The sequence below is a fragment of the Anabaena sp. PCC 7108 genome, assembly GCF_000332135.1.
Classification (GTDB): Bacteria; Cyanobacteriota; Cyanobacteriia; order Cyanobacteriales; family Nostocaceae; genus Anabaena.
Genome location: NZ_KB235896.1, coordinates 1,699,950 through 1,718,534 on the forward strand (window position 1 = coordinate 1,699,950; position 18,585 = coordinate 1,718,534).

20 protein-coding genes are annotated in these 18,585 nt (G+C 39.8%); 6 read left to right on the forward strand and 14 right to left on the reverse strand.

All coding sequences use genetic code 11. From position 1 onward, the window contains the following. Positions 1-89: 89 nt before the first annotated feature. On the forward strand, positions 90-1,112 hold the full coding sequence (locus ANA7108_RS0108520; protein WP_016950356.1) for a molybdopterin-dependent oxidoreductase: 1,023 nt from the start codon (positions 90-92) through the stop codon (positions 1,110-1,112). Beyond that, positions 1,109-2,569, forward strand: coding sequence for an adenylate/guanylate cyclase domain-containing protein (locus ANA7108_RS0108525; RefSeq protein ID WP_016950357.1), 1,461 nt, complete (start codon positions 1,109-1,111; stop codon positions 2,567-2,569). The genes ANA7108_RS0108520 and ANA7108_RS0108525 overlap by 4 nt, the downstream gene beginning before the upstream one ends. A gap of 83 nt (positions 2,570-2,652) precedes the next feature. On the opposite strand, the gene ANA7108_RS0108530 is transcribed toward ANA7108_RS0108525, so the two are convergent. Continuing rightward, positions 2,653-3,999, reverse strand: coding sequence for a serine/threonine-protein kinase (locus tag ANA7108_RS0108530; protein WP_016950358.1), 1,347 nt, complete (start codon positions 3,997-3,999; stop codon positions 2,653-2,655). A 167-nt stretch (positions 4,000-4,166) separates the two neighbouring features. Between ANA7108_RS0108530 and ANA7108_RS0108535 the strand changes: the two genes are divergently transcribed. After that, the gene (locus ANA7108_RS0108535) at positions 4,167-4,835 is read left to right on the forward strand and encodes a hypothetical protein (RefSeq protein ID WP_016950359.1); all 669 of its coding nucleotides are present in this window, start codon (positions 4,167-4,169) and stop codon (positions 4,833-4,835) included. An 87-nt stretch (positions 4,836-4,922) separates the two neighbouring features. Here ANA7108_RS0108535 and ANA7108_RS0108540 read toward each other — a convergent pair whose 3' ends face one another. From ANA7108_RS0108540 to ANA7108_RS0108585, 10 genes are all read right to left on the reverse strand, one after another. After that, complete coding sequence (locus ANA7108_RS0108540) at positions 4,923-5,684, reverse strand: phycobilisome rod-core linker polypeptide (protein ID WP_016950360.1); 762 nt, start codon at positions 5,682-5,684, stop codon at positions 4,923-4,925. Between the two features lie 122 nt (positions 5,685-5,806). Continuing rightward, entirely contained in the window at positions 5,807-6,550 is a 744-nt protein-coding gene (locus ANA7108_RS0108545; protein WP_016950361.1) for a phycobilisome rod-core linker polypeptide, read from the reverse strand. 60 nt (positions 6,551-6,610) lie between these two features. Then, the gene (locus ANA7108_RS0108550; protein WP_016950362.1) at positions 6,611-7,450 is read right to left on the reverse strand and encodes a phycobilisome rod-core linker polypeptide; all 840 of its coding nucleotides are present in this window, start codon (positions 7,448-7,450) and stop codon (positions 6,611-6,613) included. A 40-nt stretch (positions 7,451-7,490) separates the two neighbouring features. Further along, entirely contained in the window at positions 7,491-8,087 is a 597-nt protein-coding gene (locus ANA7108_RS0108555; RefSeq protein WP_016950363.1) for a HEAT repeat domain-containing protein, read from the reverse strand. Between the two features lie 51 nt (positions 8,088-8,138). Then, a complete protein-coding gene (locus tag ANA7108_RS0108560) occupies positions 8,139-8,969 on the reverse strand; it encodes a HEAT repeat domain-containing protein (RefSeq protein ID WP_016950364.1) in 831 nt (276 codons plus the stop codon). Between the two features lie 10 nt (positions 8,970-8,979). After that, positions 8,980-9,225: a phycobilisome linker polypeptide gene (locus ANA7108_RS0108565; protein ID WP_016950365.1), complete on the reverse strand. Its 246-nt coding sequence runs from the start codon at positions 9,223-9,225 to the stop codon at positions 8,980-8,982. A 49-nt stretch (positions 9,226-9,274) separates the two neighbouring features. Continuing rightward, positions 9,275-10,135, reverse strand: a complete 861-nt coding sequence (locus tag ANA7108_RS0108570) for a phycobilisome linker polypeptide (protein WP_016950366.1) — start codon at positions 10,133-10,135, stop codon at positions 9,275-9,277. A 345-nt stretch (positions 10,136-10,480) separates the two neighbouring features. Then, positions 10,481-10,969, reverse strand: coding sequence for a phycocyanin subunit alpha (gene cpcA, locus ANA7108_RS0108575; protein ID WP_016950367.1), 489 nt, complete (start codon positions 10,967-10,969; stop codon positions 10,481-10,483). 106 nt (positions 10,970-11,075) lie between these two features. Next, positions 11,076-11,597 carry a phycocyanin subunit beta gene (locus ANA7108_RS0108580; protein ID WP_016950368.1) on the reverse strand — a complete coding sequence of 174 codons (522 nt, stop codon included), beginning with the start codon at positions 11,595-11,597 and terminating at the stop codon, positions 11,076-11,078. A gap of 592 nt (positions 11,598-12,189) precedes the next feature. Next, the gene (locus tag ANA7108_RS0108585) at positions 12,190-13,110 is read right to left on the reverse strand and encodes an RluA family pseudouridine synthase (protein ID WP_016950369.1); all 921 of its coding nucleotides are present in this window, start codon (positions 13,108-13,110) and stop codon (positions 12,190-12,192) included. 1,200 nt (positions 13,111-14,310) lie between these two features. On the opposite strand from ANA7108_RS0108585, the gene ANA7108_RS0108590 reads away from it, so the two are divergent. Then, the gene (locus tag ANA7108_RS0108590) at positions 14,311-15,336 is read left to right on the forward strand and encodes a response regulator (protein WP_016950370.1); all 1,026 of its coding nucleotides are present in this window, start codon (positions 14,311-14,313) and stop codon (positions 15,334-15,336) included. A gap of 11 nt (positions 15,337-15,347) precedes the next feature. On the opposite strand, the gene cobA is transcribed toward ANA7108_RS0108590, so the two are convergent. From cobA to ANA7108_RS0108605, 3 genes are all read right to left on the reverse strand, one after another. Continuing rightward, positions 15,348-16,100, reverse strand: coding sequence for a uroporphyrinogen-III C-methyltransferase (cobA, locus tag ANA7108_RS0108595; protein WP_016950371.1), 753 nt, complete (start codon positions 16,098-16,100; stop codon positions 15,348-15,350). Next, positions 16,093-16,824, reverse strand: coding sequence for a sirohydrochlorin chelatase (locus tag ANA7108_RS0108600; protein WP_016950372.1), 732 nt, complete (start codon positions 16,822-16,824; stop codon positions 16,093-16,095). Before ANA7108_RS0108600 ends, cobA begins: the two co-directional genes overlap by 8 nt. 83 nt (positions 16,825-16,907) lie before the next feature. After that, complete coding sequence (locus tag ANA7108_RS0108605; RefSeq protein ID WP_016950373.1) at positions 16,908-17,519, reverse strand: TetR/AcrR family transcriptional regulator; 612 nt, start codon at positions 17,517-17,519, stop codon at positions 16,908-16,910. A gap of 76 nt (positions 17,520-17,595) precedes the next feature. Between ANA7108_RS0108605 and ANA7108_RS0108610 the strand changes: the two genes are divergently transcribed. Both ANA7108_RS0108610 and ANA7108_RS0108615 read left to right on the forward strand, forming a co-directional pair. Then, positions 17,596-18,048, forward strand: a complete 453-nt coding sequence (locus ANA7108_RS0108610; protein ID WP_016950374.1) for a thioesterase family protein — start codon at positions 17,596-17,598, stop codon at positions 18,046-18,048. Between the two features lie 100 nt (positions 18,049-18,148). After that, a complete protein-coding gene (locus ANA7108_RS0108615; RefSeq protein WP_016950375.1) occupies positions 18,149-18,574 on the forward strand; it encodes a hypothetical protein in 426 nt (141 codons plus the stop codon). Positions 18,575-18,585: the final 11 nt, after the last annotated feature.

An 18,585-nucleotide genomic window follows, 5' to 3' on the forward strand; every position in this document is an offset into this window, starting at 1 on the left:
TAATGTTGAATGATGGTGTAAAAATAGATTACGGTGTTATTTCTAACTTAGTTAACGCCATTTTGTAAACTTTCCTAGTAGTTTTAAATGTGGTTGTATTGAATATCTGGAAAAACTGGGCTTTAGTATCTTTGGGGTTAGGTATAATTTGCTTGGGAGGTTGTACAAAAAAGCCTACAAATGCACAATTAGAAGTATGGCGTAAAGAAGCAAGCGATCGCAATGCGGAAATTCTAGCAGATAAAGCCAAAAAGAACCCGCAGCGTCAGTGGAATTTAGTTATTCAAGGTGAGACAGCAAATAGTAAATCCGAAACCTTAAGTTGGCCGGAGTTGCTTAAGTTAGCTACAACCAATATTAATACCATTGATGCAAATAACATTGTTAACCCAAATCAAATATTTAAATTTCAAGGAATATCTCTATCTACACTGCTAAAAAACTTTGGTATTCCAGCAGGAGTGACAGAAGTAACTTTTTTGTGCTACGACGCTTATCATGTCACCGTAAACATAGAAGACTTACTTACTTACCCAATAATTTTAGCACTGGCAAAAGATGACAAACCAATTCAACGTGTCCAAGGTGGTCCCATTTATTTGGTTTTTCCCTACACTAAGTATCCTCAAATCAAACAAAAGTACAATGAAGGATATTGGGCATTCTATGTTACTCATGTTATATTTGGAACTGAAAAAGCATTAGTACGCGTAGGTAATAGTCAACTCAATTTAGCTGATTTTGATAAATTACCACAAATTACTCTGAACCAAAATGTTGGTTATCGCGTCTGGTGGCCTAGTAGCAAAGTTAAACTACATGGTGTCAGAATACGGGATGTACTTTCTCTAGCTGGAATACAACCTCAAAGTTCTGTAGTTGTAACTGGGAAACCAGAGATTTACCGTAAAAGTTCTGACGCAATGAAATTAACATCCAAGGATATAAATGACTGTAATATCATTTTAGCAACTAGGTGGGGTGAAGATAAACAACCGATTTTAGCAAAAATGGGTGGCCCTGTGACTCTGGCTTTTGGTGATGATTGTCCAAGCAAAACTAAAAATCAACCCTGGGTAACTTTTGTAGAAGAGTTAACTCCACAACCATGAAAATGTTTACTTTTTGTTCTATTCGCACTCAAATCATGGCTTCTACCACCTTGCTGATTCTTGGTTTGATTGGTGCGATAGTTGCGGTTTGGGTAAAAAGTGAAAATACCCTCTACCGTCAAGAAAAGTTGAATGATGCTAAAAGTATTTCTAACATTCTCAGTTATACATATTCTAACGAATTATCAGAAGAAAATTGGAGTCAAATCCGCTTAAATATAGATTTGATCTTGCGAGAAAATGAAGATTTTGTTTATATACTCGTCTCCGATAACCGTCAAGACAATCAAATTGCTGCTACTTCTCCTAACGAATATCAAAATCAATATATTCCTGATATTGTACCCTTAGATGTCACTAATATAGCCTTAAACTCCTCAACAAAGACTCGTGTAACACCAACATTTATCCTCAAAGATATTTATTTTGCAGGTCAGTTGCGGGCTAAACGTGGTGAACCAATAATTGAAGTGGCTTCAGATATTCGCACACTAGCTGGTAAAAAACTAGGCGTTTTACGAATAGGCCTATCTCTAAAAAAGGTAGATCGTGCTGTTACTAATGCAGTCAATCAGGCTTTGATAGTTGGTTCTATAGGACTCGGTGTCGGTTGGTTATGTGCCTACATCCTCGCACGACAGTTAAGTGATCCTGTCCGACGTTTGCAGTCCAGTGTAGCCCAAATTGCTGGGGGTGATTTACAACATCGTGCAGATATTAATAATCGTATAAATGAAATTAGTGCATTGGCGAATTCTTTTAATGAAATGTCCGAAACATTGCAAATATCCTTTAGTAAATTACAAAAAACTCTAGACTCATTTGAGAAATTTGTACCAGATAAATTTGTCTCTGTCATTGCCCCCCAGGGCATAGAAAATATTCAAGTCGGTATGGCTTCAACACGAAGAATGACAATTTTATTTTGTGATATTCGAGGTTATACTTCTATGTCTGAAGCAATGGCACCTATAGAAATATTTGTCTTTTTGAATGATTATTTAGCTTGTATGGGAAAAGCCATAGATCAAGCAGGGGGATTTATTGATAAATATATAGGTGACGCTATTATGGCATTATTTGATGACGATGCTACAGACTGCGCCCTCAAGGCAGCAATTTTAATGCAACAGGCTTTAGATAAGTTTAATTATGAAAGATTGCAAAAAGGATTGCCAATCATTGCGACAGGAATTGGTATTCATCGCGGTACAGTAGTCATGGGTACAGTTGGTTTTACCTCCCGCATTGATTCTACAGTTATTGGTGACGCAGTTAACGTTGCTTCTCGCATTGAGGGATTAACAAAGCAATATAATTGCAACATTTTAATTACAGAATCAGTAGTCAATAGTTTACTTAATCCAGAATTATTTTCTCTGAGACTTGTAGATGCATCAGTGAAAGTCAAAGGCAAAGATACAGCAATATCTATCTATGAACTACAAGTTAGTTGATACTCACTATTAAAACTTTAAACTTTAAACTTTAAAATTCCATATTTTGTAAATTCAAGGGCTGTTAGATCATAGTTTTTTATTCAAATATTACATTTGAGAACTCGTATTATTAAATAGTAAAAGCGCTTCTCTACCCCATCTAACAAAAACCATCCATACCTTCCCCACCAAGAATCAAACCAAAAAATTCCACTAGGCAGATGGGCTTCTGGTGCTGTGATATCAAATATAAAATCGTCGTAGTACATCCATTTATTGTCTTTTCGCCAACCAACTTTATCACCAACAGCATCCCAAACTTCTCGGCGAAATTTTTTATTTCCTCGGAGACTTTGATAAGTACGTCTTTGCACAGAAAAACCAAAATGGCCATGACTATGCGTTACCCATAATTGATCAATAGTGCGGATATCTTGACAAGGAAAATTAGCAATATCTTTTTCACTCAACCAACCCTCATTTTCTTTTTTTGCTACCGCTAAAATAACTCGTGTTGTTTCTTCATCAGCTTCTTTCCACCTTTTTTCTGCAAGTAAATCACGTAGTCGCGTGTAGTCCATCCCAACTGCGGAAATTAGTTTTTTGTGTGCTTGTCCAGAGGGTAGAATATTAGCCAGACCTAGTAACTCTCGAAACTCAAATACTGACTGGGGACGATTTTGAGGTTCTAATGTCATACCTACAAGAATAGCATCATTGATGCGATCGCTAATTTGTGGGTTCAATTGCTTTGGAGCTAAAAAAGTAGTATCTTCATTCCTATATTCAGCTGGCATAGGTACTTCTTTTGTCAATAAAGTATATAAAGTAGCCGCTAAACCATAAACATCTGTATACGCACCAAAATTACCTCTTTTTTTATACTGTTCAATAGGCGCATAACCATCAGTTTTCTCATTCGTCATACTTCTGACTTGTCCGATTGTATATTCTCTTGCTAAACCAAAATCTATTAAAACTACTTCTGATTTACCCCGACGTAAAATAATATTACTAGGCTTAATATCTCGATGTAAAAATCCTTGGTGGTGAATATATTCTAAAGCTTGTCCAATTTGATCAATATATAGTAGTGCTTCTTCCTCTGATAAAGCCCCATTCTTTTCCAGATATTTAGCTAAATCTTCCCCATCAATATATTCCATGACTATGCACCAAAGTCCATCTTCTTGTATGACTTCATAGACTTTGACAATATGGGGATGACTGCACCTCGCTAACCGCACTGCTTCATTAACAAACTTCACCTGTTGCTGTTGAAAATCTTCTTTATTTTGTTGAATATAATTGAGAGTTTTAATCACAAATAATTTACCTGTATCCCTTTCTCGGACGCTATAAGTAACACCAAATCCTCCGCTACCCAGCATTTTTTGGACAATGAATTTACCATGATTCAGATATTGATTGAGTTGCCAAAGTTTCATTGATTTGTTCTTGACAATATAGATATGTTGAATATGTTTGAGAATTTTTATAAAAAATAATTCACCTTGAGACTGTTATTTGTAACTATTGATGATAACAAAACTACTAGGCACTAGTATTTTACTAGACATGATATTACACCTGACTCCTGAATTATCCTGTAATTATGCTTACAGAAAATCTGATCCTGATTTTATCTTCTCATTGGCAGCACACAATCCAAACCTTCGGTGTTGATGAATTAGCAGCATATCAAGTCTTCAATTATCTAGTTACAGCTTATTCTAACCCTAGTCGTCAATACCACAATCTGGAACACATTTATCACACCCTGGGTACTATTGATACTTTGCAAAGTTACGCCCAAGATTTGCCCTCTGTCCAACTTGCAGCTTGGTTTCATGATGTAGTGTATGACACTCAAGCTGAAGATAACGAAGAAAAAAGTGCTGAGTATGCGGTTGAAATGCTCAATAATTTAGGGATTATAGCTAGTAATATTACTAAGGTTAAAAGTCTGATTTTGAACACAAAAAATCACAAAGCCAATGATTTAGACAGTCAAGTTCTCATTGATGCAGATTTAGGGATTTTGGCGGCTGAACCAATAAATTATCAAAAATATGCTAAAGCTATTCGTCAAGAATACGCTTGGGTGTCAGAGTCAGAATATATCAAAGGTCGGCAACAGGTTTTAGAAAGATTTTTACAGCGCCAACGTATTTACTTTACACCCTTAATGTTTAAAGTGGCTGAACCATCAGCCCGGTTAAATATTCAGGTAGAAATTGATACCCTAATAAAAACTACTGGGTCTAGCTTTCACTTAACATAACGCCTAGTTAACAGAGAACCTGCAAACCCATCGTTATATCAACGCAAAAACTAGACCCAGTATGAAATTTTAGCAGACTATCAATTCTTAACGTCTACCACGATAAGGAACCGCATTCAGGTAATCAATGTCAAATGCAGATAGCTTTTGTGCGTAGTTACCCTTACCAGAGACTGACGCAGCCAAATCTGCAAATTTGCGAGGATCTCCTTCTGCCAATCGTTTTTCCTTGGCCTTGCGGGTGTAGTATTTCTCGACAGTAAAGCGCCAATCAGTTTGGACTGTACCTGCTGTTTCTTGGAAGTCTACACCGTAACGGGGAGTTACCAAGTTAAAGGGACGATCTACGAAACGCTTGCGTTGGTAAGGTACAGTATTTTCACCAAAGCTGCTACTGTACTCTTCACTGTCTAATAAAGCATCAACAAAACCGCCAAAACCCTTGTTACAAATGACGATTGACCAAGCAATTTCTTCTTTTTTGTTGTAAGCACAACGACCCAATAAACGCTTGAGAGTGATGTCTACCAAACGGTAGTTGTTGTTCACAGAAACAACTAAACGATAGAAAGCTTCGGATTTAGCTAAACCGCGAATAAAGTCACGAACTGACAAAGAACCATTTTTCAGCTGAGATTCTAAAGTAACTTGACGATTAAACTTGAGAATTTCATGTTCGCTGAAAACTTGGCGATAACTTGCCCAAATGATACTTTGGATGTCAGAGTAAGAACTCACATCTTCTATACGGTAGATATATGGAGTATCTTCATTGGTGTCAGCAGCGCCGAAGCTGCTAACACGGTGATTTTGACTGCTTGGTTTGTATTGAAGTAATGGCAGTGCCATGCTGCGTTATTCCTCTTATTAAGAAATTAAACTTTGAAAACTGAAAGAGGCTTGATAAATCAGATTCCTCATTCACTCTTGATCTATTTTCCCGCATTAGGTTACACACCTATTTCCGAGATTTAGCGCACTGGAAAATTAGCGCTGGGACTAACGGAAACCGGAATACCTTGGGGCTTGTTTTCCCTAGTGGTATCGGGAATTTTAATGTTCGCAGTGCTAACTGGTGTGTAGGTGACAGTTCTAATGCTGACGGAATTAGCCATTTTCAAGAAGTCTTGGATACTTCCTGCCTTGTAGCGTGCATCTTCTAGCTTGTCACGCCAGTAGTTAGCATAGCGGGGTGTGACCAAATTAAAAGGTCTATCTTTATAGCGTCGTCGTTGGTAGGGAATAATATTCTCGCCAAAGCTGCTTTGATATTCTTCAGAATCTAGTAAAGCATCAACAAAACCACCCCAACCAATAGTAGCAATTTTGATTGACCAAGCAATTTCTTCATCTTTATTGTAAGGCGCACGTCCTAACAACCGCTTCAGTCCAATTTCAACCAACCGATAGTTGGAGTTAGTCTGAATTACCAAACTTTGAAAAGCTTCAGACTTAGCTAAACCCCGGATAAAATCCCGGACAGTAATTGCTTTGTTTTTTACTTGGGATTCTAAATGAACTTGGCGGTAAAATTTGAGGATGACGTGTTCACTGAAAAGTTGCCGATAAGCTGCCCAAATTAATTCTTCTACTTCTCCACCAAAGGCATAGTCTTCGATGCGGTAAATTGTGGGTGTATCTTCGTTGGGAACTTCATAACCAGAAACACGCTGGTTTTGAGAACTGGGTTTATATTCTAGTAAAGGTATTGCCATATTTGTCTGTTGTTATTTGTCAGTTGTCAGTTGTCCGTTACTCTTACGAATCACCAATAACTAATTTTTGGCGTTAGCAGGGATGTAACGATAAGGTAAGGAAACTGCTACAGATTGAATGGTTGGTTGTGGTGTACCGATTTCGCGGGAAGTATCGGGAATTTCTAGGTTACTAACGAAAGATTGGGCGGTGGCTAAACTACGTTGGTAGTTGCATTCGTTGGTAATAATTGTCCCGGCCATAATGAAGAAGCTGGCAGGAATTGCCCGACGGATATCTGCTGTAGTCAGTTCTCCTGATGTGCGGATACTGTAGTAGGAACGGCCAGCCATACCGCGAATGTTTTGGGTATCGCGCCAGTTAGCACCATAACGGGGGTTAGCCAGGTTAAAGGGACGAGATCCGAAACGACGACGTTGGAAGGGGACAATGTCATCACCAAAGTTGTCTAAATACTCGTCTGATTCTAATAAAGCATCTATAAAACCGTGTAATCCTTTGGTAGCAATCACAATTGACCAAGCAATTTCTTCGTCTTTGTTGTAAGCAGCCCGGCCTAAGAACCGTTTTAAGGTGATGTCAACTAAGCGATAGTTAGAGTTTGTCTCTGCTACTTGAGTTCGGTAAACGTCTGATTTACCTAGACCCCGAATAAAGTCGCGCAGGGTGATAGCACGATTTCGTAGTTGTGATTCTAAAAAGTTTTGCCGATAGCTTGCTAAAATCAGGTGTTCACTGAAAATTTGTCGGTATGCAGCCCAGATGATGCTATCAATGTCTTTATCTGAGGTAGCTCGATCTAAACGATAACTGATTGGGGTATCTTCGTTAGCAACTTCATAACCTTCTACTCGCTGGTTTTGCGATTTGGGTGCATATTCTAGTAGTGGTATTGACATCTTTACTTTTACCTTGTTATATGGTATATAAATCTGTTTACTAAGCTAAGGCCAACTGAATGCGAGCGCAAACGGCTTTTTCAGTATCTTTAGTCAGCATTAATTGAAATTTAGCCGAAATAGGCGGTTTAAGTGCAGCTACTTTCGCTAAAGCCTGTAAACCCACAATGGCAGCATAACGAATTGACCAGTCTGTATCTTCGCAGATAAACAGAAGTGTTTCTAGGGCACGATTAATGGCTATTTCAGCTTCAGAAATATCTAACTTGTGCCATTGTAAGTTTCCTAGTCCCTTAGCAGCAGCCCGGCGGACACTGGGGGCAAAGTCCGTCAGTGTAGTAGAGACGAGGATGTCTAAAGCACGGGGATCTGCGATCGCGGCTATTGTCCGAATCGAATAAGCCCGTGCGCCATAGTTATAATCATCAATTTGGTCTAGCAATTGTGGTACTGCTATTTCTCCCCATTCTGTCAATGCTGTTGCTGCCACTATTGCTGCTTCTGGATTGTTATAACCAAAGACGGCAATTAAGGTGGGAATTGCCGATGGATCTTTGGCTAATGCCAGATTTTTAACCGCTGTCACCATTTGGGAGGGTGTTTCTGCTAGGGTGACAGCCCGAATTAGTTCATCCATTTTTCAGTTGTCAGTAGCAAAAACCTACTTTGTGGGCGGGAAAGAAAGCCCCTACAAGAGTGAATCCATCAAATCCATGACTCGGATAGCTTGTTCAGATATACCAAAAGTATCAGACTGTTCTGGCAGTTGATACTCTAGTAATCCTTTTAAAGCAATCAGTTTAAAGCTATTTTCCACTTGTGCTTGGGCGATCGCTTCTGCTGCTGCCAAATACCCAATTGCCCCCAAGTCACCCAAAACAACGCGGCGCATTTTTAAATCACCTGTTGCCAAAGTTTTCACTAATAACTCCCCATAAATAGAGTCTTGTGTGAGTTGGTACATGGCTCTGGCTGCGGAGCATTGCAATCGAGGAACTGAATGCTTGAGAAAAGGCTGAATAAGGGAAATAGCCTCAGTTGCACCCATAGCTCCCAAGGCTTCTAATACTGCTGTATAGGGCTGGGTAAGGTGGGGTAGTCCTGGAACTTGTATAGCTTGGTCAACTCCCCCATCTAGCAGTTTTATCAGGGCTGGTAATGCTCTTTTATCCCTAAGCATCGCTAAAGATTGGGCTGCTGCTTCGCGGACATAAAAATCAGGACATTCTAAACACCTAATCAAACCTGGTACGGCTTTTAAGTTACCTAATTTACCAAGCGCCCTTGCCGCATTACGCCGTAAGGGATAACCACCCAGTTCTGTTCTGTCGGCTTCATCCTCTAACGCCGCGATGAGTGCGTCTATGGCTTCTGGCTGACTGACTCGGAACTTACCCAACCACCAAGCAGCATAATAGCGGAGACTTAAATCTGATGATTGCAGGTTAGCAATAGCTATCTCTGGTGTGAGATTTGGTGCATTCTGAGCAGAATATTCTTCTCCACTGGTTTCTATCATTGCCAGGAAGTTAGTTTTCTTCTGCTACAGTCAAAGTTTCAATTTTGACGATTCTGCCACCTAAACGGCTAATCCGTTGCATTTCTTCATTCATCCGACTGTAGGGTACGGTGATAAATACGCTACCACTGCGGCGAATGTCGAATTTATTTTTGTCGGTTTCTTGGTTTTGCTTTAAGCCGACAACTTCGTAACGAAATACACGGCTTGCAGACGAAGAAACGCTACTAGCACCAAGTGTGGTTTGACCGAACATTACTTCTATATCTCCTATGATGAGTTTTGTCGGTGAACAGCACCGGATCTTACGTTGAAATTACGCTGACAATTTTGCCGCCCACTCGATGAATTTGCTGCATTTTGTCTAAAAGGCGCTCGTAAGGGACAATAAATACTGTGCTGCTACGACGAACGCTGGGGTATCCTGGATTGCGAATGCCTGTAACTTCAACTCGGTAAGTGCGATTTGATTCTCCTACAGCATTACCTAAGTTTTGTTTAGGAGCATCGTCTGTAGATACACGGAAACTCCAATTATCGTTACTGCCAGAGGGTCCAACAACTGAGGAAGTCTTATTACTAGCTAATTCCCGTGCTAAACGAGATTTATCACCTTCGACTTGAGCAGTATCGCTGTTGGCATAACCACGATATAAACGGAACATCCGAGTAAAACCGGCTGCACTTTGTCCTGCTTGAAAATCAAAACCGCGATAGTAAGGAACTACGTTGTCACCAAAGCTGTTTTGATATTCTTCTGAATCAATGTAGGAGTCAATTTCCGCGTCGTAACCTTGGTTAATATATAAGTCTAAGTGATAAGTCACTTCCGACTCACTATATGGTGCGCGACCCAACAAGTGTTTATAGTTGAGTTCAATTAACCGAGTTTGGAAACTGTTGTAGAAGAATTTAGTTTTGTAGAGTTCTGATTTAGCGACGCTGCGGACAAACTCCCGCACACTTAAATTACCATCGCGTAGAAGTGATTCTGCACCAATCAGGCGATCTGATGCCAATATATAATCATTTCCTAAAACTTGCCGATAAACGGCACGAATTACGGATTCGACTTCTTCGCGGCTGGCGTAGGGGCGCATTTCAACCCTGCGTGCGTCGCTAAAAGGCTCTGTTCCTAGTCTGGATGCTGCTGTTGTAATTGCCATATTTTCCCCTTTATTGTGCCGAATGTTGGCTGAATAAAGCTTGGTATTTAATCCAATTTGCTATTTACTTAGTTAAGGCTGGCAATGGGTAATTGGTAATAACTTCCTCTTCCCTGTCACCTCTTGCCTTACTAACAACTTAAAGTATCTTTCTGTACATAAAACTATGCCCGGAGCCAGATCCAATTGCTAGGTGAACCAGAGTGATCATGTAAGGTTTTAACGCCACTTAATTTTTCGCTGGATATTTTCCAACTAACACAGTGACTCCCCATGAATAACTGGTGAACCCCTCTAGGGGTGACTCCATCTAGCAATTACATCCCTCTCCGGGCATGACGCTATCTAGCTAAGGGCGTTGATTGCGTAGTCAATGTAGGTGTTAGCTTCGTTAGCAGCTTGACCACTCAAACCATGATTAGCTTTGATTGATTTCAACGCTTCTACGTACCAGCTAGGAGACAAGTCAAATGCGCCATTGACTTCAGCCAAACCAGCAATTAAGAACTCGTCTAAAGGACCTGTACCACCAGCAACTAGGCTATAGGTGATGATGCGTAGGTAGTGACCAACGTCACGAGCGCACTTGGATTTACCACGAGCATCAGATGCAAATTGATTGCCTGGTGTAGAGGTGGTGTAAGGGAATTTGCTGTATACAGCTTGGGTAGCACCATCAATTAGTTTTTGAGCGTTAGCTGTCAAACCACGAGCAGCTTCCATGCTGGCTGCTGCACGGACAAGACGACCATTAACTGCTTGTAATTCAGTATTGCTTAAAAAACGTCCTTGGGTATCAGCAGATGCGATTGCTTCGGTAATTGGTGTTTTCATTAGTGAAAATCTCCTAGATAGTTTCTTGCTTGTTTTGTATGGCTACGCCACGCAGGCTATGGGAAAAGCTCAATTTAATAAGTTCGAGCTAATTTGTCATGAATTGTTAGGCAACAGCAGCCGCAGCGCGGTCAAAGTAGCTTGCCAATTCAGAAACCAAAGAAGTGCAATCACCTTTGGTGATACCGTTAGGATCGTTAACGATAGCGATTGCTGCTTCTTTCATTTTGCCAACACCAACTGCTACGGAAGCACCAGGAGTACCCAAAGCTTGGTATGTTTCGCGCAAACCATTCAAGCAACGGTCATCAAGAACACTAGAGTCACCAGCAATTGCTGCGTAGGTAACATAGCGGAGGATGATTTCCATGTCGCGCAGACAAGCAGCATTGCGACGGTTGGTGTAAGCATTACCACCAGGAGCGATCAAGTTGGGTTGCTCTTCAAACAAAGCACGAGCTGCGTTGGTAACGATAGCTGAAGCGTTGCTGGTGATGCGGTTAACAACATCTAAACGCTTGCTGCCGGAAGCTACAACTGCGGATAAAGCATCTAGTTGTTCGGTGCTGAGGAATTCGCCTCTAGCGTCTGCTTGGGATACAACCTTGGAAAATACATCTAATGTCATGGACTCTAATCTCCTAAATTATTTAGTTGAGAGATGTCTAAATTAAAACTGCGGATGTTTTATGAATTTAGAAATGGCTGACAGCAAATTATAATTAAACGAACTCTCTACTTGTCTTCTCAATTCTTTGGTATCTTATACCAGAAATTATGAGAATCAGCAGTCATTTTATGAGAAACAACTAAATCTGGTGAGTTAGCGGCTTCGTTTAACTTTTATTTGTTGTCTAACCCCTTCAGATTAGTTTATACAATGCTATAGATCCTTTATTTATTACAAATTATGAATAAATAAGTTGGAGCAATAAGATAAGTCTCAAATCCTTGATAGACAAGGACTTTGGCTGATAAAAAGTAGATATTTCTGTTACAAAACTTTATAATTGCCAGGGATGAGCAGGAATTTCAGGGCTTTTAATATTATTTAAAGATTCCTTAAAACCCTTACCACAAGCTTATTTTACCGATTGTGACGAGGATTACAGTTTCAGAAGGTTTTGTTAAACAATGTAAATGTTATATTTCTAAATATTTTTATGAGCCTTTGTAATAGTCCTCCCAGGGGAGATGGGGAGGTAGTTGATCATCCCCAATTATCGGCGACGAAGAATGTCTAGCAAGGTGATCAATGATTGAGGAAGGGTTGCGGTTACTTCAATCCAATCTCCAGATACGGGATGCTGTAACCTGAGTCGCCAAGCGTGCAGGGCTTGACCAGGTAAATTTACCCCCACGGAACGACCAGAACCATAAACTGGATCACCGACAATAGGATGACCCATTTTGGCGCTGTGGACACGAATCTGATGAGTGCGTCCTGTTTCTAATTGAAAGTGGATTAACGTGTAGTTACCCAAACGTTCTCGAATTTGCCAATGAGTGATTGCGGATCTTCCCCCTTGTTCTATGGGGATAATTGCCATTTTTTTTCTGTCTTGGGGATGACGACCTATCGGTAAGTCAATAATGCCATTTTCGGTTTTTGGCGCACCGTAAACTACGCCCAAATATTCTCTTCTGGCGGTTTTTGCTTTTAGTTGTGCTTGGATGTGTTGATAAGCGATATCTGTTTTAGCAATTGCGATCGCTCCAGTAGTATCCTTATCCAATCGATGGACAATTCCTGGACGTTGAACGCCACCGATTCCCGGCAAATTTGGACAGTGCGCTAATAACGCATTCACCAAAGTACCATCTCGATGGCCTGGTGCAGGATGAACTACCAAGCCTGCGGGTTTGTTGAGAACAAGTAAGTGGTCGTCTTCATAGAGAATATCTAAAGGGATATCCTCTGCTACCAATTCCAAAGGTTGTGCTGCTGGAATTTCCAGAATTATGCGATCGCCTGCTTTAAGATGAATTTTTTTAGATGTGCAAACTTTTTCATTAAGTTGGATATGACCCTGTTCAATTAACTGTTGAATACGAGACCGGGATAGGTCTGGTAATTCTGCGGACAGGTAACGATCCAGACGTTCACTTTTTTCTTCGACTTGGAGATTAATTGCGGTCACAGTAGATTGACTTTAAACTGCTAGATTGATGATGACTTTACTGATTTTAACAAGGTCAGCAGTTCCAGATTGCACTGGATACTGATTTTAAATTTTTAGGATTGCTGAGTACTATTAATTTTACTTTTTTACTTAGCACTGTTTCTGTGAATTAGAAATACCCATCCTGGGGCTTTTTCATGTTTGATAACACCATAAACATCCTGATAGTGAATTCTCGAAGCTGAAAGGAATAAAACTACTACTGTATTAGCTGTAAATTTTCCTCTCACAAGATATAACAGGTAAGCTTTGTTCTAGATATATCTATATATAATTTATATCTTGACACAGTGGCAGAGATTTATAGCTAAGAGTAGAAGTAAAAAAGTTACAGCTTTTACCAAAATCAGCTTTCTTTAACTTACAGGTAAAACAGCTTACTACGAAATCATGCTTTTTTTCAAAGAATTTAATGAGATTTTGTCTAAAAATAGACAATAAATATATTCTCTTAATTGATTTTGTGTCATTTAATTCATATTATTGGCAAGGACGTAAACCCTTCTAGAATGGACTACCAGTGAAATTGAATCATCATAAAAGTTGGAGTTTTTTTATTAACTTCAAGTTTTCACAATAGTTTTAAAATACTTTTTTATTTCTCTGATAAATCTAGAGTAACCTAAAGTTTAGTAAGTCATGACTGAGCATCTACTATTTAGCTAAAAGTCGCTATTTTTTAGGTATTTCTTACGTAAATGAGACGGCACTGCCAACAAAGACTAAATAAGATAGTTCTGGAATCTTAAAGGCGTGATTTTTATCGCTTATGACCATTTTTCGTTCTGCAAACCCGCAAAAAGGCTGTGAGATGTTCATTCCCAGGCAAAAATTCGGAAGTTTAAATCAGTAAACAGAGAAAATTAAACAGTTATCAGGCTGATGCTAGGGAATAGAAAACCACCACCTTCTTTGTAGAAAAGTCGAACCCGTCATCAAACTGATAAAAAACTCCTATTCGATTTTTGGCTTGGCAAGTTTGGTGTGGGGTGTGGGGTGTTGGGTATTGTGTGATCTGGATCAGGACTTGCTATACTCACCCCAATGTAAACCGTTATCTTGATTTGGCAGTACGTCCACTTTAGACCGGTGTGAATCCCCAACGGGTGATTCACAAATTGTAGTTAAAAATTTTTATTTGATCTTAGAGCCGTGCTAATGAAAACGCTTCCTATTAGTAGATACAGATTTTTCCAAAAGCTACAACCCCTATCTCTGTTAAAAAAAATCACCAGTAAGTCTGTGACTGGTTGTCTACAAGTATTTAGCACTTCTGGGGCTTGGTCAATATATGTACAAGAGGGCAAGCTGATTTATGCTTGTTACTCAGAACAAATGTTTGAGCCGCTATATAGAAACTTGCAGCGGTTAAGTCAACAAGACTCTACTCTACCGAGAGAAATTAATGAGCAGTTACAGACAATCTTTGAAAGAGGTGTAGAAAATCAATCGATACCGAATCCAGATTATTTAGCTATTTGCTGGTTAGTTAACGAGAAATATCTTAGCTCTTTACAAGCCGCAATGCTAATTGAGCAATTATCCCTAGAATTTCTAGATTCATTTCTGAAAATAGAAGAAGGGAGTTATGAATTTATCCCTGAGAGTTTTCTGGATGATCTCCCCAAGTTTTGCCATTTGAACTTGCGCTTATTAGTTGAAAAGTGTGAAGCGGGTGTAAAAATTTCGCGGGAGCAGTTTTGGCAACATAATCAGTCCAAGACACGCACCGCAACAGAAATAAAATTACCCCCCATCAGTAATAGACAAGTCTCTGGGGACAGAAACAAGCAAAATTACTCACGACCTACTGACAAGCGAAACTACACCATTTTTTGTGTAGATGATAGTCCAATGGTTTTAAATGCCATTAGAGGTTTTTTAGATGAACAAATATTTTCTGTTATTGGTGTTACCGATTCTTTAAAAGCTTTAATGGAAATTTTCCGTGTCAAACCAGATATGATTTTGCTGGATGTGACAATGCCTAATTTAGATGGGTATGAAGTGTGTTCTTTATTAAGGAAACAGGCATCCTTTAGAAATACACCTGTGATTATGGTGACAGAGAAACCTAGTTTGATAGATAGAGCTAAAGCCAAACTGGTCAGAGCTTCCGGTTGCATGACTAAGCCTGTTAATCAAGGTGACTTACTAAAAATCATTTTTCAGCACATGGTTTAAAACCCTCACAGTCAAGATTGCACTGGACGACATTCAGCTAAAATGCTGTGCATCTTCACAACCGCTCCAATTACTGCGATCGCAGGGGCGCTAAAACCAGTCTCTTCTACTTGCTCAACAATTGTTCCTAATTCACCAATTAATTCTTCTTGTTCTGGACGAGTACCCCATCGGACCAAAGCAATCGCTGTCTCTACACTTAATCCAGCCAATGTTAACTGCTCCACGATATAAGGTAGATTGTGGATACCCATATAAATCACAATTGTTTCTGAACCTTGCGCGATCGCTTGCCAGTTAATTGCCGGTCGATATTTACCCGCAGACTCGTGACCCGTTACAAATGTCACTGATGAACTATACAGACGATGAGTCAAGGGAATACCAGCATAAGCTGCGGCCGCAATTCCGGCTGTGATCCCTGACACAACTTCCACAGCAATTCCGGCTGCTACCAATTCTGCCATTTCCTCGCCACCCCGCCCAAAGATAAAGGGATCGCCACCTTTCAAGCGCACGACAATGGCATGATCCTCAGCTTTTTCAATCAGCAGTTGACTAGTTTCTTCCTGCAACAGTGAATGTCTCCCCATCCGCTTACCTGCGTTAATTTGCTCGGCTTGGGGATTGATCATCTCCAGAATTTGGGGACTTACCAAGGCATCATAAATAACAACATCTGCACATTGCAACAGGGCTTTTCCTTTTAAAGTCATGAGTCCGGGATCACCAGGACCTGCACCGACTAAATAAACCTTACCCAAAAACTTTTTCCTCTTGTTTTGATAAATTGCAAATTAAATCAGCTAGTTCCGCACTTACTCCTAAAGGCTGAACTAATTGAAATGTCACCTCTGGAAATTGTAATTTTAGCGCTTCTACTGATTTAGCGATCGCATCGGTTATGCCTCCAGTAAATAAAAAGTATGGCAGAATCGCAATTTGTCTATAACCACCAGCGACTAATTCTTTCACTCTTGATTCTAAATTCGGCAGTACGGACCAATAAGCAGCTATTGCTCCCAAACTCGCCGCCATATTTTCTACAGGCTGTTGGGAACCAGAACGACGGCTACCATGAGATAACAAAATTGATGCCTCTACTTTGATGTTAGCTATTGTCGGTTTCAGCAATTTCTCTAAATTGGGATGACTGCCTAAATATGGTTTTAGGTCAATGATCATATCTTGACCCAGTTCCTTTTCTGCCAGTGCTATTTCTGCGGGAATATCGGTCATCACATGAACTCCCGGCAAAAGAAATAACGGTACAATTTTCAGGCAGTTGCACCCACAGTCCAAAGCACTTTCAGCGAAATCTAGAATCTGCTGGTGTAAAGGTTGCTCATTTACTTCTAATGTCGCTGTCCCTACTAAATTTTCACTACTTGGTAACTTCTGACTCACAAGCTGGGCAAGTTCCTGCATAGCAATGTCTGGACGTGGATCACGACTTCCGTGAGATACCAAAAGATAGGCAGAAGGCATAGGTGCAAATTTAGTACTGAATATTAAGCAAATTTTAACCTGGTTAAATGAGCAGCCATGAAAAAAGTTCCGAGCCACAACATTTATCCATCATTTTCCACAATTGCCCCAAGTAGAGATGCGATCGCTCCTTCAATCCGTTGCCATCCGCTGGGTGAACTGAAATCAATTCCTAAAAATGTGTCGTTGACTTTGGTGCGGAGAACTAGATAAACAATTCCCGCAATCAAAACCGCACTGATGGCAGGGATATCTTGATCTGGGGGGAAGGAATACTTTTGCTTCAGAAATTCCAAAGTTTCAATTGCAACCTGATCTCGCACTGTTGCCAACTCCTGGGTTAACTCATTACCTTCCAGCAATTCCCAGCGCATAATTTCTTGGGTAATGGGTCGTTCTTGCAAGTCAGACAGGAAGTGCGTTAGCAGCAAAACCATCGAGTCAGTCAGTGATTTATCATCAACGACTGTTTGATCTCCAATTAATTCTTCCACCGTAATCCAGTAGTTACCTTCCTGTCCAAAGGTTTTTAGCAATGAGGGCAAATTCTCAAAATATCGATAAATCAAAACCTTATCAACCCCCGCTTCACGAGCGATCGCATTCACCCCCAGTTGCTTAAAGCCTGATTCTGCCAAAAGTTTACCAACCGCAGATAGAATTCGTGCTTTCGTCTCTTCTTTATCTCGCGCCATAAATCATTCTCATCTACTTGTCACCAACTGGTGACTATGATACTATGTCACTGTTCGGTGACTTAAAAGACTGAAAATGCAAAAAATTACCTTTGAGTTAGAGGTGTATTCTTTCCACATCGATTTTATTGGTCATGTTAACAACATTGTTTATATTCAGTGGATGGAAATTGGACGAACAAAACTGCTAGAAGCCGTTGAGATGCCAACACATAAAATTTTTCAGCAAGGGTTTGCTCCGGTTTTAGTTCAAACCAACATTACCTACAAATTACCGCTTTATTTGGGCGAACGTGTACAAGCAGAAATGTGGATCTCGGAACTAAAAAATGCCTCCGCTATTATGCAGTTTTGTTTCTATAACGAACAAAAAATATTAGCAGCAGAAGGATGGCAAAAAGGATTATTTCTTGATAAAGAAACAATGCGCCCAAGGCGGTTAAGTCCAGAGGAACGTTCTTTATTCTTGCCTTATGTACATTCAAAGGTAGATGCTCAAGGCGCTAATTCTCTAGTTTCTGCGCCGTAAAAAAATGATGATTGTTTCTTGTCTTCACTCGAATTCAGCCAAATCAAGCATCATAAAATTAGTGTGTATTTAAATCTATTCAATTTCAGAAAATCTGATTATGAATCTTGAACTCAAACGTCAGCGGTTATTGAAAATTCTGCTAATTGCCAGCATAATTTTCACAAGTATTCACTTCACAGATAATTATCTTTTCATTAAGCAATATCCACAACCAGCCTGGATTACTGCCGCTTCAATTTATCAATCTTGGCTCATTTTGACAGTTATAGGAATTACTGGTTATTGGTTGTATAAATATCGAAAATATTGGCTTTCTTATAGCTGTTTGCTGGTCTACTCATTCACAGGTTTAGCAAGCCCAGGACATTATCTTTTTGGAACTATGTCCCAATTTTCAGCAAAGATGCATCTCTTGATCTTGACTGATGGGTTAACTGGTTTAGCGATATTAGGATTTATTTTCTGGTCAGCACTAATCCTCAAACAGTGGCAGCAAAAACCTAGCCCAAATCATGATATCTAATCTTAAATTAA

Bases quoted from the DNA above. Each gene is read 5' to 3' on its own strand.
- ANA7108_RS0108525 (WP_016950357.1), top strand. From the start codon at position 1,109: ATGAAAATGTTTACTTTTTGTTCTATTCGCACTCAAATCATGGCTTCT.
- ANA7108_RS0108530 (WP_016950358.1), bottom strand. From the start codon at position 3,999: ATGAAACTTTGGCAACTCAATCAATATCTGAATCATGGTAAATTCATT.
- ANA7108_RS0108535 (WP_016950359.1), top strand. From the start codon at position 4,167: ATGCTTACAGAAAATCTGATCCTGATTTTATCTTCTCATTGGCAGCAC.
- ANA7108_RS0108540 (WP_016950360.1), bottom strand. From the start codon at position 5,684: ATGGCACTGCCATTACTTCAATACAAACCAAGCAGTCAAAATCACCGT.
- ANA7108_RS0108545 (WP_016950361.1), bottom strand. From the start codon at position 6,550: ATGGCAATACCTTTACTAGAATATAAACCCAGTTCTCAAAACCAGCGT.
- ANA7108_RS0108550 (WP_016950362.1), bottom strand. From the start codon at position 7,450: ATGTCAATACCACTACTAGAATATGCACCCAAATCGCAAAACCAGCGA.
- ANA7108_RS0108555 (WP_016950363.1), bottom strand. From the start codon at position 8,087: ATGGATGAACTAATTCGGGCTGTCACCCTAGCAGAAACACCCTCCCAA.
- ANA7108_RS0108560 (WP_016950364.1), bottom strand. From the start codon at position 8,969: ATGATAGAAACCAGTGGAGAAGAATATTCTGCTCAGAATGCACCAAAT.
- ANA7108_RS0108565 (WP_016950365.1), bottom strand. From the start codon at position 9,225: ATGTTCGGTCAAACCACACTTGGTGCTAGTAGCGTTTCTTCGTCTGCA.
- ANA7108_RS0108570 (WP_016950366.1), bottom strand. From the start codon at position 10,135: ATGGCAATTACAACAGCAGCATCCAGACTAGGAACAGAGCCTTTTAGC.
- cpcA (WP_016950367.1), bottom strand. From the start codon at position 10,969: ATGAAAACACCAATTACCGAAGCAATCGCATCTGCTGATACCCAAGGA.
- ANA7108_RS0108580 (WP_016950368.1), bottom strand. From the start codon at position 11,597: ATGACATTAGATGTATTTTCCAAGGTTGTATCCCAAGCAGACGCTAGA.
- ANA7108_RS0108590 (WP_016950370.1), top strand. From the start codon at position 14,311: ATGAAAACGCTTCCTATTAGTAGATACAGATTTTTCCAAAAGCTACAA.
- ANA7108_RS0108600 (WP_016950372.1), bottom strand. From the start codon at position 16,824: ATGCCTTCTGCCTATCTTTTGGTATCTCACGGAAGTCGTGATCCACGT.
- ANA7108_RS0108605 (WP_016950373.1), bottom strand. From the start codon at position 17,519: ATGGCGCGAGATAAAGAAGAGACGAAAGCACGAATTCTATCTGCGGTT.
- ANA7108_RS0108610 (WP_016950374.1), top strand. From the start codon at position 17,596: ATGCAAAAAATTACCTTTGAGTTAGAGGTGTATTCTTTCCACATCGAT.
- ANA7108_RS0108615 (WP_016950375.1), top strand. From the start codon at position 18,149: ATGAATCTTGAACTCAAACGTCAGCGGTTATTGAAAATTCTGCTAATT.